Source organism: Pseudomonas sp. GW821-FHT05H12 (assembly GCF_059419385.1).
This window is the reverse complement of sequence record NZ_JBWKRS010000017.1, coordinates 41,147-56,418: the sequence shown is the minus strand read 5'-3', so window position 1 is coordinate 56,418 and position 15,272 is coordinate 41,147. Positions and strand designations below refer to the sequence as shown.

Here is a 15,272-nt window from a genome sequence, read left to right as displayed (position 1 = left end):
CGATGGCGGTGTTGAATTCACCGACGCCATCGCAGGCAAGCCAGCTCCCACATTTAGATCTCGGTGGTCAGTTGATTTTGTGCAAAGGCCTGCAATTCGGGATAGAAGATCCGGAAGTCTTCACTCAGCGGCTCGTAGAGCTCGCGCAACTCCTGCATCGCAAACCCCAATTCCCCCGGCTGTGACAGCCGCCGCGAAATCCCGCGCAACACCTGCTCCATCACCGCAAACTCGCGATACGACCCCAACCAATCATCCGCCGCCATCCACGGTGCAATCTGCGCCAATCGCCCTGGCAATTGCGGCTCGGCCGCCAGCACGCGGTACACCTGCGACGTGAAATGCTCCAGCGGCTGGTCGGCGTAAAACGCCCAATCCCGCGCCAGGCAGTGGTCGAAAAACACATCGAGGACGATCCCGGCGTAGCGCTTGCGGGTCAGGGTGAAACGCGACAGCGCCTCCCCTACCAACGGGTGGCTGTCGGTGAAACGGTCGATGCTGCGGTGCAGCGCAATCGACGCTTCGATTTGCGGGCTGAACTGGCCCTGCAGGCGGCCCTTGACGAAGTCGCCATACAAACTCCCCAGCAGTTGCGCAGGAAGTTGGCCGCCCAGGTGCAGATGTGCGAGATAATTCATGGTGCGCAGTCTATCACTGCCATCAACGTATCGTTATAACCCGATATACCGATTTGAGCTGGACTCAGATCAAATTCATATTGGTATATCGGAATACAACGATTTAAAGTTCGCCTCATCGCGATATAACGCTGCACGACACCGAGCACCTGCCATGTCCATCGACCTCGACGAAATAATAAAAGCCCTGGCGCACCCAGTACGGCGAGACATCCTCAACTGGCTGAAAGACCCGAAAGTGCAATTCCCCGAGCAAGTGCACAACCACGAATACGGCATCTGCGCCGGGCAGATCGACCAGCGCTGCGGCCTGTCCCAGTCGACCGTGTCGGCCCACCTGGCCACGTTGCAACGGGCGGGTCTGATCAGCAGCCAGAAGGCCGGACAGTGGAATTTTTTCAAACGCAACGAGGACACCATTCGTGCGTTCCTCGATGCGCTCATCACTGAGCTAACCCCCGACATCAGCGAACCGCTGTAACCAAGGAAACGATAATGCCCCTCTCGCTACTCATACTGGCCCTGAGCGCCTTCGCCATCGGCACCACCGAGTTCGTCATCATGGGCCTGCTGCCCGATGTGGCGACGGACCTGGGCGTCTCGATCCCTGGCGCCGGCTGGCTGGTCACCGGTTACGCCCTCGGCGTGGCCATCGGTGCGCCCTTCATGGCACTGGCCACCGCCAAGCTGCCACGCAAGGCCGCTCTGGTAGCGTTGATGGGGATCTTCATTATCGGCAACCTGCTCTGCGCCCTGGCCAGTGACTACAACGTGCTGATGTTTGCCCGTGTGGTCACCGCGCTGTGCCACGGTGCGTTCTTTGGGATTGGTTCTGTGGTAGCGGCCAACCTGGTGCCGGCCAACAAGCGGGCTTCGGCCGTGGCCTTGATGTTCACCGGTTTGACCCTGGCCAACGTGCTGGGCGTGCCACTGGGTACCGCGCTGGGCCAGGAAGCCGGCTGGCGTTCGACCTTCTGGGCCGTGACCGTGATTGGCGTCGTGGCACTGATCGGCCTTATCCGCTTCCTGCCGGCCAAGCGTGACGAAGAAAAACTCGACATGCGCGCCGAACTCAAAGCCCTCAAGGGCGCAGGTATCTGGTTGTCGCTGACCATGACCGCGCTGTTCTCCGCGTCGATGTTCACCCTCTTCACCTACGTCGCGCCGCTGCTGGGCGATGTGACCGGCGTGTCGCCCAAAGGCGTGACCTGGACCCTGTTGCTGATCGGCCTGGGGCTCACCGTGGGCAACATCATCGGCGGCAAGCTGGCGGACAAACGCCTGGCAGCCACCCTGATCGGCGTGTTCGTCAGCATGGCGGTGGTCTCCACGCTGTTGACCTGGACCAGCGTTGCGGTGATCCCGACTGAAATCACCCTGTTCCTGTGGGCTGCCGCTTCGTTTGCCGCCGTACCGGCGCTGCAAATCAACGTGGTGACCTTCGGCAAGGCGGCACCGAACCTGGTGTCCACCCTGAACATCGGCGCGTTCAACATCGGCAACGCCCTCGGCGCCTGGGTCGGGGGCACGGTGATCGCCCACGGTTTCGGCCTGACCAGCGTGCCCTTGGCCGCGGCAGCCCTGGCGATCCTCGCGCTGCTGGTGACCCTGATTACCTTCCGTCAGAACGGCGATGCCGACCTGGCCCCTGCGACCCACTGATCAATCCACTTAAAGAGAAGGGTGTTATCCCATGACGACTATTTTCGATCCCATCAAACTGGGCGACCTGGAACTGTCGAACCGCATCATCATGGCACCGCTGACCCGCTGCCGCGCCGATGACGGTCGTGTACCCAACGCGCTGATGGCCGAGTACTACGTGCAACGCGCATCTGCTGGCTTGATCCTCAGCGAAGCCACCTCCGTGACGCCGCTGGGCGTGGGCTACCCGGACACCCCGGGCATCTGGTCCAACGACCAGGTGCGTGGCTGGGCCAATGTGACCAAGGCCATCCACGGCGCGGGCGGCAAGATCTTCCTGCAACTGTGGCACGTGGGCCGTATCTCCCATGAGTCGTACCTGAACGGCGAAAGCCCGGTGGCCCCGAGCGCGATCCAGCCCAAAGGCCACGTCAGCCTGGTTCGCCCACTCGCCGACTACCCAACCCCACGCGCCCTGGAAACCGCTGAAATCGCCGACATCGTCGACGCCTACCGCACCGGTGCCGAAAATGCCAAGGCTGCTGGCTTTGACGGCGTGGAAATCCACGGCGCCAACGGCTACCTGCTTGACCAGTTCCTGCAGAGCAGCACCAACAAGCGTACCGATAACTACGGTGGCTCCCTGGAAAACCGTGCGCGCCTGCTGCTGGAAGTGACTGACGCTGCCATTGAAGTCTGGGGCGCAGGCCGTGTGGGTGTGCACCTGGCACCACGCGCCGACTCCCACGACATGGGCGACGACAACCTGGCCGAAACCTTCACTTACGTGGCCAGCGAGCTGGGCAAGCGCGGCATCGCGTTCATCTGCTCCCGTGAAAAAGAAGGCGCCGACAGCCTCGGCCCACAACTGAAAAAAGCCTTCGGCGGCCCGTACATCGCCAACGAACGCTTCACCAAGGACAGCGCCAATGCGTGGCTGGCGGCGGGCAAGGCTGACGCAGTGGCCTTCGGCGTGCCGTTCATTGCCAACCCGGACCTGCCGGCTCGCTTGAAGGCCGATGCGCCGTTGAACGAACCGCACCCGGAAACCTTCTACGGCAAAGGCCCGGTCGGCTACATCGACTACCCGACCCTGGCGATCTGATGTAACTCGCTGAAACGAAAAAGCCCCGGTTCGCAGGAACCGGGGCTTTTTCATGGGGGCGAGGAAACATTCCTTCACAGCCTTGCAACAAAATCGCTACAAAATACTTAGGCGGCTACCTATCAACCGCCCGCCAGCCCGTATATAAAGTCACCCCACCTATCAGTCGAAGGGGCGATTGACTGCCTCTGGGCTTTACTGTTGACACAACTGGATGCAATTACGCATTTTGTCTTAATTGCGCAGGCTGGGGCTCAAGCGCAGCATGTCCAACCCTGCATCCACCCAGCGTTCGGCGTCCTGATGCAACTGGAAGCTGTCGGGCACCAGCAGCCACTGGCCGATCAGCCCGTGAATGTAGGCATGGATGCACACCGCGCCGCGGGTTGTGTCCAGGTTTTCCGGAAGCTGCCCGCGATGGACCGCGTTGCGCAATGTCAGCCCGATGCGCAGGTTGCACTCAAGACTGTGGGTTTGGCGTTGACGCCGCATGTCACACATTTCATCGGTGAACTCGCACTTATGAAACAGGATTTCGTTGATGCGCCGGGTTTTCGGGTCCAGTGCCACTTGATGATAGAGATGAATGAGCAACTTGCGCATACAGCCCAGCGGGTCGACTTCATCTTCGCTTTCACTCGCCCGGGCCAACTCGTCCAGCGGCTCGTGCAGCGTGTCGAGCAGCGCCTGGAGCAAGTCGGACTTGTTGCTGAAATGCCAGTAGATGGCTCCCCGCGTCACGCCCGCCAGCGCGGCGATGTCTGCCAGCGTAGTCCGCGCAACACCGCGTTGGTAAAAGGCTTGCTCGGCGGCATCGAGAATCTGGCTGCGCGTTTCCTGAGCTTCCTCTTTGGTGCGACGAACCATGGCAGTAAAACCTCTATCAGGACACTGTGGATGGTGCTGGACCATCATCTGAATAATTGTGGGACGACGCAGTCATGGGCGCCGAACGTACTAAAATCGAGGCTTTCGGAGCTGCTTTGTCAACATTTCGCAAAGCCTGTCAAGAGTTTACAAACAACCGTGAACGTAAGTATATTGCGTAGCAAGCTACTTATCTACTCACAGCTTGTTTTTTACCCTTCCACACTTCTTGTGCGCAGTCTGCGCGCCTGACCCGAGGATCTTCATGCAACTTAAGCCAGCTGTTACCGCTCTGGTTACTGCCGTCGCCCTGGCATCGCTGCTCAGCGGATGTAAAAAGGAAGAAGCGGCTCCGCCCGCTCAAACCCCTCAGGTCGGCGTGGTCACCATTCAACCGCAAGCCTTTACCCTGACGTCCGAACTGCCAGGCCGCACCACCGCCTACCGCATTGCGGAAGTTCGCCCACAGGTCAACGGCATCATTCTCAAGCGCCTGTTCAAGGAAGGCGGCGACGTGAAGGAAGGGCAACAGCTCTACCAGATCGACCCGTCGGTGTATGAAGCCACCCTGAAAAGCGCGCAAGCCAGCCTGACCCAGACCAAGTCCATCACCGACCGCTACAAGCAGTTGGTCGATGAACAAGCCGTCAGCCGTCAGGAATACGACACCGCCGTCGCCAACCGCATGACCGCAGAAGCAAACGTTCAAACCGCCCAGATCAACGTGCGCTACACCAAAGTGTTCGCGCCGATCTCCGGGCGTATTGGCCGTTCTTCGGTGACCGAAGGCGCACTGGTCAGCAATGGCCAGACCGACGCCATGGCCGTGATCCAGCAATTGGACCCGATCTACGTCGACGTCACGCAGTCCTCGGCCGAGATGCTGAAACTGCGCCGCGACCTGGAAAGCGGCCAGCTGCAGAAAGCCGGCGACAACGCGGCCAAGGTCAAGCTGACCCTGGAAGACGGCAGTTCCTACGCCCAGGACGGCAAGCTGGAATTCTCCGAAGTGTCGGTCGACCAGACCACCGGTTCCGTGACCCTGCGCGCCGTGTTCCCCAACCCTGACCACACCCTGCTGCCAGGCATGTTCGTACACGCCCAACTGCAAGCCGGCGTGAACAGCAAGGCCATCCTCGCACCGCAGCAAGGCGTGACCCGCGACCTCAAGGGCATCCCGACTGCGCTGATCGTGAACAAGGACAACAAGGTCGAGCAACGCGTACTGGTTGCCAACCGTACGGCCGGTGCTTACTGGCTGGTGGAAAAAGGCCTGGACGCCGGTGACCGCGTGATCACCGAAGGCTTGCAATTCATCAAGCCGGGCATCGAAGTCAAGGTCAAGGACGCCGACAACGCCAAACCTGCAGGTTCCGCTCCAGCTCCTGCTGCCGCAGCTGGCAAAGGGGAGTAACCCATGTCGAAATTTTTTATCGACCGTCCCATTTTCGCCTGGGTAATTGCCCTGGTGATCATGCTGGTCGGGGCACTGTCGATCCTGAAGTTGCCCATCAACCAGTACCCGGCCATTGCGCCAACCGCCATCGATATCCAGGTGACCTACCCGGGTGCCTCTGCACAAACCGTGCAGGACACCGTGGTGCAGGTGATCGAGCAACAGCTCAACGGTATCGACAACCTGCGTTACGTCGCCTCGGACAGTAACTCCGACGGCAGCATGACCATCACCGCGACGTTCAACCAGGGTACCAACCCGGACATCGCCCAGGTTCAGGTGCAGAACAAGCTGAACCTGGCGACCCCACTGCTGCCGCAAGAAGTGCAGCAGCAGGGTATCCGCGTGACCAAGTCGGTGAAGAACTTCCTGATGGTGATCGGTCTGGTGTCGGAAGACGGCAGCATGACCAAGGACGACCTGTCCAACTACATCGTGTCCAACATCCAGGACCCGATCTCCCGTACCGCAGGTGTGGGTGACTTCCAGGTGTTCGGTTCGCAGTACGCCATGCGTATCTGGCTCGACCCGGCTAAGCTGAACAACTACCAGCTCACGCCGGTGGATGTCAGTAACGCCATCGCGGCCCAGAACGTTCAGGTGGCCACCGGCCAACTCGGCGGCCTGCCTGCCCTGCCCGGTACCCAGCTGAACGCCACCATCATCGGCAAGACCCGTCTGCAAACCGCGGAAGCGTTCGGCAAGATCCTGATGAAGGTCAATGCCGACGGCTCGCAGGTTCGACTGGGCGATGTTGCCCGTATCGAACTGGGCGGCCAGAACTACAGCATCAGCGCACAGTTCAACGGCAAGCCGGCTTCCGGTATGGCGATCAAGCTGGCAGCAGGCGCCAACGCCCTGGACACCGGCAAGGCCATCCGCGCCACCGTGGCGTCCCTGGAACCGTTCTTCCCGCCAGGCATGAAGGCCGTGGTGCCGTACGACACCACGCCTGTGGTGACCGAATCGATCTCCGGTGTGGTTGACACCCTGGTCGAAGCGATCGTCCTGGTGTTCCTGGTGATGTTCCTGTTCCTGCAGAACTTCCGCGCCACCATCATCACCACCATGACCGTACCGGTGGTATTGCTGGGTACGTTCGGGATCCTCGCGGCCTTTGGCTTCACCATCAACACCCTGACCATGTTCGGCATGATCCTGGCCATCGGCTTGCTGGTGGACGACGCCATCGTTGTGGTGGAGAACGTCGAGCGGGTGATGGCCGAGGAGCATTTGTCGCCTAAAGAGGCGACGATCAAATCCATGGGCCAGATCCAGGGCGCCCTGGTGGGTATCGCACTGGTACTGTCGGCGGTACTGCTGCCGATGGCATTCTTCGGCGGCTCCACGGGTGTGATCTACCGACAGTTCTCCATCACCATTGTGTCGGCGATGGCGTTGTCGGTACTGGTTGCCCTGATCTTCACCCCGGCCTTGTGCGCCACCATGCTCAAGGACATCGATCCGGAAAAACACGGCCAACCCAAGCGCGGTTTCTTCGGCTGGTTCAACCGTACCTTCGACAGCGGCGTGCTGAAATACGAGCGTGGCGTCGGCGGCATGATCAAGCACAAGATCCCGGCGTTCCTGGTGTACGCGTTGATCCTGGCCGGCATGATCTGGATGTTCACCCGTATTCCGAGCGCGTTCCTGCCCGAGGAAGACCAGGGTGTGATCTTTGCCCAGGTGCAGACGCCAGTCGGTTCGTCGGCTGAACGTACGCAAAAAGTCATCGACGACATGCGTGCCTTCCTGCTCAACGACAAGGAAGGCGAGCCTGGCGAAGGCAAGGCCGTGAAGTCGGTGTTCACCGTGAACGGCTTCAACTTCGCCGGCCGTGGCCAGAGCTCGGGCCTTGCGTTCGTGATGCTCAAGCCGTGGGGCGAGCGGGATGCCACGCAATCGGTATTTGAAGTGGCCAAGCGTGCCCAGGGTTACTTCTTCGGGGCCTTCAAGGACGCCATGGTCTTCGCCATTGTGCCGCCTTCGGTTCTGGAACTGGGTAACGCCACCGGTTTCGACGTGTTCCTGCAAGACCAGGGTGGCGTCGGCCACGAGAAGCTGATGGCTGCACGTAACCAGTTCCTCGGTGCCGCAGCGCAAAGCAAGGTCCTGGCGGGCGTGCGCCCCAACGGCGTAAACGATGAGCCGCAATACGAACTCACCGTTGACGACGAAAAAGCCAGTGCCCAGGGCATCAGCCTGTCGGACATCCAGCAGACCCTGGCGATTGCCCTGGGTGGCAGCTACGTCAATGACTTCATCGACCGTGGTCGTGTGAAGAAGGTGTACGTGCAGGGTGACGCCGCCAGCCGTATGTCCCCGGAAGACCTGAACAAATGGTACGTGCGCAGCAACTCCGGGAAGATGGTGCCGCTGTCGGCCATCTCGTCGGGCAAGTGGATCTACGGCTCGCCGAAGCTCTCGCGTTACAACGGTGTAGCGGCGATGGAAATCCTCGGTACGCCAGCACCGGGCTACAGTACCGGTGACGCGATGGCCGAAGTCGAGCGTATTGCCAAGGACTTGCCAGCCGGCGTGGGCTACGCCTGGACCGGCCTGTCGTACGAAGAACGCCTGTCCGGCTCCCAGGCGCCAGCGTTGTACGCCCTGTCGCTGCTGGTGGTGTTCCTGTGCCTTGCGGCCCTGTACGAAAGCTGGTCGATCCCGATCGCGGTGATCCTGGTGGTGCCACTGGGTGTGATCGGTGCATTGATCGCCACCAGCCTGCGCGGCCTGTCCAACGACGTGTTCTTCCAGGTGGGCTTGTTGGTGACGGTGGGCCTGGCGGCGAAAAACGCCATCCTGATCGTCGAGTTCGCCAAGGAGCTGCATGAACAAGGCAAGGGCATCGTGGAGGCGGCCATCGAGGCGTCCCGCATGCGTCTGCGTCCGATCATCATGACCTCCATGGCGTTCATGCTCGGCGTACTGCCCCTGGCGATTTCCACTGGTGCCGGCTCGGGCAGCCAGCACGCCATCGGTACGGGCGTAATTGGCGGTATGATCACCGCCACCGTGCTGGCGATCTTCTGGGTGCCACTGTTCTATGCAACCGTGTCCTCGGCTGGCGAACGTAAAAAGAAAGACACCACTGAAACTCCTAAAGAGGCTGGCCAATGAGCAAGTCGCTACTCTCCTTAGCCGTCACGGCATTCGTGCTCAGTGGCTGCTCGCTGATACCTGACTATCAGCGCCCTGAGGCGCCGGTGGCCGCCCAGTTCCCGCAGGGGCCGGCGTATTCGTCGGCCCAGGCGCCGAACCAGGCCGCGGCGGAGCAAGGCTGGAAGCAGTTTTTCCATGACCCTGCCCTGCAACAGCTGATCCAGACGGCACTGGTGAACAACCGCGACCTGCGTGTCGCGGCCCTGAACATCGATGCCTACGCCGCGCAGTACCAGATCCAGCGCGCCGACCTGTTCCCGGCCGTCTCGGCCACGGGCAGCGGCAGCCGTTCGCGTACCCCGGCCAAGCTGTCGCAGACCGGCGAATCGACCATCAGCAGCCAATACTCGGCTGGCCTGGGTATCAGCTCCTATGAGCTGGACCTGTTCGGTCGCGTGCGCAGCTTGAGCGAAGAAGCCCTGCAGAAGTACTTCGCCACTGAAGAAGCACGGCGCAGTACCCAGATCAGCCTGGTGGCCAGCGTGGCGAATGCCTACCTGACCTGGCAGGCCGACAAAGAGCTGCTCAAGCTCACCCAGGACACCCTGGGCGCGTTCGAGCAGAGCTACAAGCTGACCTCGCGCAGCAATGAAGTCGGCGTGGCTTCGGCCCTCGACCTCAGCCAGGCGCGCACCTCGGTGGAAAACGCCCGTGTGCAACTGGCGCGTTATACGCGCCAGGTGGCCCAGGACGAAAACAGCCTGACCCTGCTGCTGGGCACCGGCTTGCCGGCCAACATCACCAGCAAGCCGCTGGCGGATGACCTGCTCAGCGAAGTGCCCGCCGGGTTGCCTTCGGACCTGCTGCAACGTCGTCCCGACATCGTGCAGGCCGAGTACAACCTCAAGGCCGCCAACGCCAATATCGGCGCAGCCCGGGCAGCGTTCTTCCCGAGCATCAGCCTGACGGCCAGCGCCGGCACCGCCAGCCCGACCCTGGGCGGCCTGTTCAAGGGCGGTTCGGGTACCTGGTCGTTTGCCCCGCAGATCAACATCCCGATCTTCAACGCCGGTAGCCTGCGCGCAAGCCTGGACTACTCGAAGATCCAGAAAGAGATCAACGTGGCCAACTACGAGAAGGCCATCCAGACCGGCTTCCAGGAAGTCTCCGACGGCCTCGCCGCGCGTGAGACCTACAAGCAGCAGCTGGATGCCCAACGTGGCTTCGTCGCGGCCAACCAGGATTACTACCGCCTGGCCGAGCGTCGCTACCGCATTGGTGTCGACAGCAACCTGACGTTCCTCGATGCCCAGCGCCAACTGTTCAGTGCCCAGCAATCGCTGATCACCGACCGCCTGGCGCAACTCACCAGCGAGGTCAACCTGTACAAGGCCCTCGGCGGTGGCTGGAACGAGCAGACGGCCAAAAACGAGCCTTTGAAAGAAGAAGCGCCGGCGCTGAAGTTGTTCTGATAGCCGCGCAATAAACAAAACCGCTTCCCTCACCGGAAGCGGTTTTTTTATGCCCGCCGCTCTCTGTAGGAGCTGGCTTGCCAGCGATGGCGATCTGTCAGCAACTACATTTTTAGCTGACACACCGCTATCGCCGGCAAGCCGGCTCCTACAGAGAGCGGCGTAGCGTTGTTGCCTTGCTTTTCGCCCAACCCTTCAGGGTAAAATTGGTAACAGATTCTTACAGACCACAGAGGGAGCTTGTCGTAATGATCGTAGGAATCGACCTGGGAACGACCAACAGCCTGGCCGCCGTCTGGCGCGGCGATGCCGCCGAAATGGTGCCCAATGCCCTTGGCCAGCTGCTGACCCCCAGTGTGGTCGGCCTGGATGATCAAGGCCGCGTCCTGGTGGGCCAAGCCGCCAAGGAACGCCTGCACACCCACCCGCACCTGACCACCTCACTGTTCAAGCGCTACATGGGCAGCGCCACCGAAGTGCGCCTGGGCGACCGCTCGTTCCGTCCCGAAGAACTCTCGGCGCTGGTGCTCAAGAGCCTCAAGGAAGACATCGAGCGCACCTACGGCCAGACCGTCACCGACGCCGTGATCAGCGTGCCCGCCTACTTCAGCGACGGCCAACGCAAGGCCACGCGCATCGCCGGCGAGCTGGCGGGTCTCAACGTTGAAAAACTGATCAACGAACCCACTGCCGCCGCCTTGGCCTACGGCCTGCACCAGCGGGACAAGGAAACCTCGTTCCTGGTGTTCGACCTGGGTGGCGGCACCTTCGACGTGTCGATCATCGAGCTGTTCGACGGTGTGATGGAAGTGCGTGCCAGCGCAGGCGACAACTTCCTTGGCGGCGAAGATTTCGACACCCTGCTGCTGGAACACTTCGTCGACAGCCAGCGCAACGCCCAAGGCTTCCCGCCCACCAGCAGCGTGCTGCAAGCCCTGCGCCGCGAAGCCGAGCGCGTGCGTAAAGCCCTGGGCCAGGACGACAGCGCCGAGTTCAGCCTGCGCGTCGACGGCCAGCAATGGGTCAAGACCATCACCCAGCAAGAACTCGCCAAGCTCTACACGCCCCTGCTGGAACGCCTGCGTGCCCCGATCGAACGGGCCCTGCGTGATGCGCGGATTCGCGTGGGCGACCTCGATGAAATCCTGCTGGTCGGCGGCACCACGCGCATGCCGCTGGTGCGCAAGCTCGCCGCCGGCCTGTTCGGGCGCTTCCCGTCCATCAGCCTCGATCCGGACCAGGTCGTCGCCCACGGCGCGGCGATTCAGGCAGCACTGAAGGCCCGCTCGGCGGCCCTGGAAGAAGTGGTGCTCACCGACGTCTGCCCCTACACCCTGGGCATCGAGACCTCGAACCAGTACGGAGGCCATATCGAAAGCGGGCACTACCTGCCGTTGATCGAACGCAACAGCAGCGTGCCGGTGAGCCGGGTCAAGTCAGTCGTGACCCTGCATGACAACCAGAGCCAGGTGCTGCTCAAGATCTTCCAGGGCGAAAGCCGCCTGGTCAAAGACAACATCGAACTCGGCCAACTGGACATCGCGGTGCCCAAGCGCAAGGCCGGCGAGGTGTCGCTGGACGTGCGCTTCACCTACGACAACAACGGCCTGCTGGAAGCCCAGGTGAAGATCCCGCTGACCGGCGAGCAACATTCGCTGGTCATCGAGAACAACCCTGGCGTGTTGAGTCCGGAGGAGATCCAGCAACGCCTGCAAGCCCTGGCGCAGTTGAAGGTTCACCCGCGTGACCAGCAGGTCAACACGGTACTGGTCGCCCGCCTCGAACGTCTCTACCAGGAAAGCCTGGGCGAGGTGCGCGAACAACTCGGCCACTGGGCCGCACAGTTCCAGCAAGTGCTCGACACCCAGGATGAACGCCGCATTCGCGAGGCGCGCAGTGAACTCACCCGTCACCTTGAGCAACTCGACAACGGGTTCTGGCGCTAAAGGAAAACAACATGGATTGTTGGACAGTGTTGCAACTGGCAGACGATGCCGACGAGCGCACGATCAAGCGCGCCTACGCGCGCCTGCTCAAGGGCTGCCGGCCGGACGATGATCCCGAAGGCTTCCAGCGCCTGCGCGAAGCCTACGAAGCAGCGTTGAATGAAGCGCGCTGGCGCACGGATGACGAGGCCGAGGAGACCGTTCACGCGCCTGTCGCCGAACCGGCCTACGCCAACCTCAGCGATCTGGCCGAACTGATGGACGTACGGCCTCTCAGCCCTGCGCCGTTTGACGCCCCAGCACCGAGCCCGGCCCAGGCCCTGCTCGCTGGCCTCAATGTGCACAACCTCGATGAACGCTGGGCTCACGCCCAACTTCAAGGGTGCGCCGACGCCTTCCAGGACGGCCTGTTGCGCCACTGCTTCGACGCGCCAGGCGAGCGCAGCGCCATCGCGCGCTGGGCGGTTCAGCACCTGGAATGGCTGACACCCTGGCAACAGGTGAGCATGACGCCCTGGCAGCACGAGACCCTGAGCGCCGAACTGTTGCAGGACTATCGCCTCACCTTGCAAGAAATGCTGGAGCAAAAGGCCGAGCGCGAATTCATCACCCAGCTCACGCAGTACAACAGCCAGCCCTGGCTGCGCGTGTTCGACCTGCAGCAACAGTGGCAGCGCATCGTCCTTCAACTACTGTACGACACCCAGTGGGGTGTGCCGCTGTTCGAGCGGGTGTGCCAGGCGTTTGGCTGGGACGACCAGAAAGGCGTGTTCCCGGAACCCGCGTGGATGTGGCGCCAACTGGTCTCGCGCTGCGAGCAGGAAAGCTTCTTCGCCAATCTGCAAGACAAGGCCCAGGACCCTCGGCGTACGTCTCCGGATGCCTTGGCGGCGCGGCTGTTGCTGACGCCAATGTCGGCCACCCAACACAAACGCATCATCGACACATTCGGCGAAAACGAGTGGAACGCGTGCCAGCACCTGGCCGAGACCCTGACCTGGCGTTACCCGCAACTGGCTGAGCGCGTGCCGCAAGACGACCTGTTTTTCTGGCGCAGATTTGTCCCCCGGCCGATCTACACCCAAGTATTTATCCGACTGTGGGCCGTCTTTGCATTAGGCCTCGGCCTGAGCATCGCCCACGACAAACCCGACCGCATGGACCTGATGTCGATCGTGATCTTCATGCTGATGGCGTTCGTACCGGCCGGGATTGGCTTTCGCGTCACGCAGCTGTGGGCAGGGATGAGTTCGACCTTCAAGGTCCCGGACCTGTGGCTGACTGAGCGCCTGGTGCCCAAGCGGTTCAACCCCAACAGTTATTGGCTGGTGATACGCCACGGCGTGCCGCAGGCCGTCATGCTGCTGGCCTGCGGGCTGATGCTCGGCGTGCTGGGCATGGTCACCTACGCCGGCATGGTGCTGATCAACCTGCTGCATAAAAAACGCATCGGCCACATCAGCCAGGCATTCAGCCACGGCTACCCGTGGCTCAACGGTTTGCACTGGGCGTTCTGGAGCCCGCTGCAAGTGGTGTTCCTGGTGGTGATGGTGAGCGCGATTGTTGCGGCCCAGCATTACTTGCCGGCGGTTCCCTGGACCCACTTCGACCTGCCCCGGCGTTAAGCCCAAAGGCGGGCCTGAGCGCAACGCACAGGCCCGCCAACTTGCGTTCGATCATCGCCCACAACCCGCCTTCCCCCACTTTCAACGCCCCTGCACCGCCCTTCACCATGGCCGGCACCTGCATAACCCCAATAACAACAGGTCCTACACCATGAGCATTTTCCACCCGCGCCAGTTCGTGCTGGCGACCGCTGTCGCGTGCGTTACCCTACCCGTCGTCGCCGAAGAACACGGCTTTCTCGAAGACGCCAGCGCCAACCTCAACCTACGCAATTTTTTCTTCAATCGTAACTACACCAACCCGACCAAAGCCCAGGGCGGCGCGCAGGAGTGGACGCAGAGTTTCATCCTCGACGCCAAGTCCGGCTTCACCCAGGGCACCGTGGGTTTTGGTATGGATGTACTCGGCTTGTACTCGCTCAAGCTCGACGGCGGGCGCGGCACGGGCGGTACGCAGTTGCTGCCGCTGGACCACGACGGCCGCCCTGCCGATGAATTCGGGCGCCTGGGCGTGGCGTTCAAGGCACGTATTTCGAAGACCGAAGTGAAGGTCGGCGAGTGGATGCCGGTGCTGCCAATCCTGCGCTCCGACGATGGCCGCTCCCTGCCGCAAACCCTGCGCGGCGGGCAGATCACCTCCAAGGAAATCAGCGGCCTGACGCTGTACGGCGGCCAGTTCCGCGCCAACAGCCCGCGTGACGACAGCAGCATGAGCGATATGTCGATGTTCGGTAAAACCGCCTTCACCTCCGACCGCTTCAACTTCCAGGGCCTGGAATACGCGTTCAACGACAAACGGACCCAGGTCGGCCTGTGGAATGCCCAGCTCAAGGACATCTACAGCCAGCAATACCTCAACCTCACCCACAGCCAACCCGTGGGCGACTGGACCCTGGGCGCCAACCTCGGGTTCTTCTACGGCAAGGATGACGGCAGCGCCCGCGCCGGGGAACTGGACAACAAGACCTGGTCCGGCCTGTTCTCGGCGCGCTACGGCGGCAACACCTTCTACGTCGGCCTGCAACGACTCGCCGGCAACAGCGCCTGGATGCGCGTCAACGGCACCAGCGGCGGCACCCTGGCCAACGACAGCTACAACGCCAGCTACGACAATGCCCAGGAAAAATCCTGGCAAGTGCGCCACGACTTCAACTTCGTCACCCTCGGCGTGCCGGGCCTGACCCTGATGAACCGCTACATCAGTGGCAGCAACGTGCACACCGGCACCGTCACCGATGGCAAGGAATGGGGCCGCGAGAGCGAGCTGGGTTACACCGTGCAAAGCGGGCCACTGCGCGACCTCAACGTACGCTGGCGCAATTCGAGCATGCGCCGCGACTACAGCAACAACGAGTTCGATGAAAACCGGTTGATCGTCAGTTACCCGCTCAGCCTGCTGTAAACCGGCGCGGCA

General features: G+C 61.8%; 11 protein-coding genes. 9 read left to right on the top strand and 2 right to left on the bottom strand.

The annotated features are described in order from the left end of the window. Nucleotides 1-53: 53 nt before the first annotated feature. The gene (locus AC07SU_RS16640) at nt 54-638 is read right to left on the bottom strand and encodes an acyl carrier protein phosphodiesterase (protein ID WP_494997639.1); all 585 of its coding nucleotides are present in this window, start codon (nt 636-638) and stop codon (nt 54-56) included. A gap of 154 nt (nt 639-792) precedes the next feature. Here AC07SU_RS16640 and AC07SU_RS16635 point away from each other — a divergent pair, with 154 nt between their 5' ends. From AC07SU_RS16635 to AC07SU_RS16625, 3 genes are read left to right on the top strand one after another with little or no spacing between them, the layout of a single operon-like run. After that, complete coding sequence (locus AC07SU_RS16635) at nt 793-1,119, top strand: ArsR/SmtB family transcription factor (RefSeq protein WP_176994783.1); 327 nt, start codon at nt 793-795, stop codon at nt 1,117-1,119. A 14-nt stretch (nt 1,120-1,133) separates the two neighbouring features. Then, nucleotides 1,134-2,300, top strand: coding sequence for an MFS transporter (locus AC07SU_RS16630; protein ID WP_494997638.1), 1,167 nt, complete (start codon nt 1,134-1,136; stop codon nt 2,298-2,300). A gap of 31 nt (nt 2,301-2,331) precedes the next feature. Beyond that, entirely contained in the window at nt 2,332-3,387 is a 1,056-nt protein-coding gene (locus AC07SU_RS16625; RefSeq protein ID WP_494997637.1) for an alkene reductase, read from the top strand. 234 nt (nt 3,388-3,621) lie between these two features. Here AC07SU_RS16625 and AC07SU_RS16620 read toward each other — a convergent pair whose 3' ends face one another. Further along, on the bottom strand, nt 3,622-4,254 hold the full coding sequence (locus AC07SU_RS16620) for a TetR family transcriptional regulator (RefSeq protein WP_056857447.1): 633 nt from the start codon (nt 4,252-4,254) through the stop codon (nt 3,622-3,624). 265 nt (nt 4,255-4,519) lie between these two features. Here AC07SU_RS16620 and AC07SU_RS16615 point away from each other — a divergent pair, with 265 nt between their 5' ends. The 6 genes from AC07SU_RS16615 to AC07SU_RS16590 all read left to right on the top strand — a co-directional run bounded on the left by AC07SU_RS16615 (nt 4,520) and on the right by AC07SU_RS16590 (nt 15,260). After that, nucleotides 4,520-5,668, top strand: coding sequence for an efflux RND transporter periplasmic adaptor subunit (locus AC07SU_RS16615; RefSeq protein WP_494997636.1), 1,149 nt, complete (start codon nt 4,520-4,522; stop codon nt 5,666-5,668). A 3-nt stretch (nt 5,669-5,671) separates the two neighbouring features. Next, nucleotides 5,672-8,833, top strand: coding sequence for an efflux RND transporter permease subunit (locus tag AC07SU_RS16610; protein WP_176994779.1), 3,162 nt, complete (start codon nt 5,672-5,674; stop codon nt 8,831-8,833). Further along, nucleotides 8,830-10,287, top strand: a complete 1,458-nt coding sequence (gene adeC / locus AC07SU_RS16605) for an AdeC/AdeK/OprM family multidrug efflux complex outer membrane factor (RefSeq protein WP_494997635.1) — start codon at nt 8,830-8,832, stop codon at nt 10,285-10,287. The genes AC07SU_RS16610 and adeC overlap by 4 nt, the downstream gene beginning before the upstream one ends. A gap of 248 nt (nt 10,288-10,535) precedes the next feature. Next, nucleotides 10,536-12,233, top strand: coding sequence for a molecular chaperone HscC (locus AC07SU_RS16600; protein ID WP_176994777.1), 1,698 nt, complete (start codon nt 10,536-10,538; stop codon nt 12,231-12,233). Between the two features lie 11 nt (nt 12,234-12,244). Next, nucleotides 12,245-13,858, top strand: a complete 1,614-nt coding sequence (locus AC07SU_RS16595; RefSeq protein WP_494997634.1) for a J domain-containing protein — start codon at nt 12,245-12,247, stop codon at nt 13,856-13,858. A gap of 151 nt (nt 13,859-14,009) precedes the next feature. Next, nucleotides 14,010-15,260, top strand: a complete 1,251-nt coding sequence (locus AC07SU_RS16590) for an OprD family porin (protein WP_494997633.1) — start codon at nt 14,010-14,012, stop codon at nt 15,258-15,260. Nucleotides 15,261-15,272 lie beyond the last annotated feature (12 nt).

What these genes read in the sequence shown, in the direction of transcription:
- AC07SU_RS16640 (WP_494997639.1), bottom strand. Translation starts at nt 638, where the DNA reads ATGAATTATCTCGCACATCTGCACCTGGGCGGCCAACTTCCTGCGCAA.
- AC07SU_RS16635 (WP_176994783.1), top strand. Translation starts at nt 793, where the DNA reads ATGTCCATCGACCTCGACGAAATAATAAAAGCCCTGGCGCACCCAGTA.
- AC07SU_RS16630 (WP_494997638.1), top strand. Translation starts at nt 1,134, where the DNA reads ATGCCCCTCTCGCTACTCATACTGGCCCTGAGCGCCTTCGCCATCGGC.
- AC07SU_RS16625 (WP_494997637.1), top strand. Translation starts at nt 2,332, where the DNA reads ATGACGACTATTTTCGATCCCATCAAACTGGGCGACCTGGAACTGTCG.
- AC07SU_RS16620 (WP_056857447.1), bottom strand. Translation starts at nt 4,254, where the DNA reads ATGGTTCGTCGCACCAAAGAGGAAGCTCAGGAAACGCGCAGCCAGATT.
- AC07SU_RS16615 (WP_494997636.1), top strand. Translation starts at nt 4,520, where the DNA reads ATGCAACTTAAGCCAGCTGTTACCGCTCTGGTTACTGCCGTCGCCCTG.
- AC07SU_RS16610 (WP_176994779.1), top strand. Translation starts at nt 5,672, where the DNA reads ATGTCGAAATTTTTTATCGACCGTCCCATTTTCGCCTGGGTAATTGCC.
- adeC (WP_494997635.1), top strand. Translation starts at nt 8,830, where the DNA reads ATGAGCAAGTCGCTACTCTCCTTAGCCGTCACGGCATTCGTGCTCAGT.
- AC07SU_RS16600 (WP_176994777.1), top strand. Translation starts at nt 10,536, where the DNA reads ATGATCGTAGGAATCGACCTGGGAACGACCAACAGCCTGGCCGCCGTC.
- AC07SU_RS16595 (WP_494997634.1), top strand. Translation starts at nt 12,245, where the DNA reads ATGGATTGTTGGACAGTGTTGCAACTGGCAGACGATGCCGACGAGCGC.
- AC07SU_RS16590 (WP_494997633.1), top strand. Translation starts at nt 14,010, where the DNA reads ATGAGCATTTTCCACCCGCGCCAGTTCGTGCTGGCGACCGCTGTCGCG.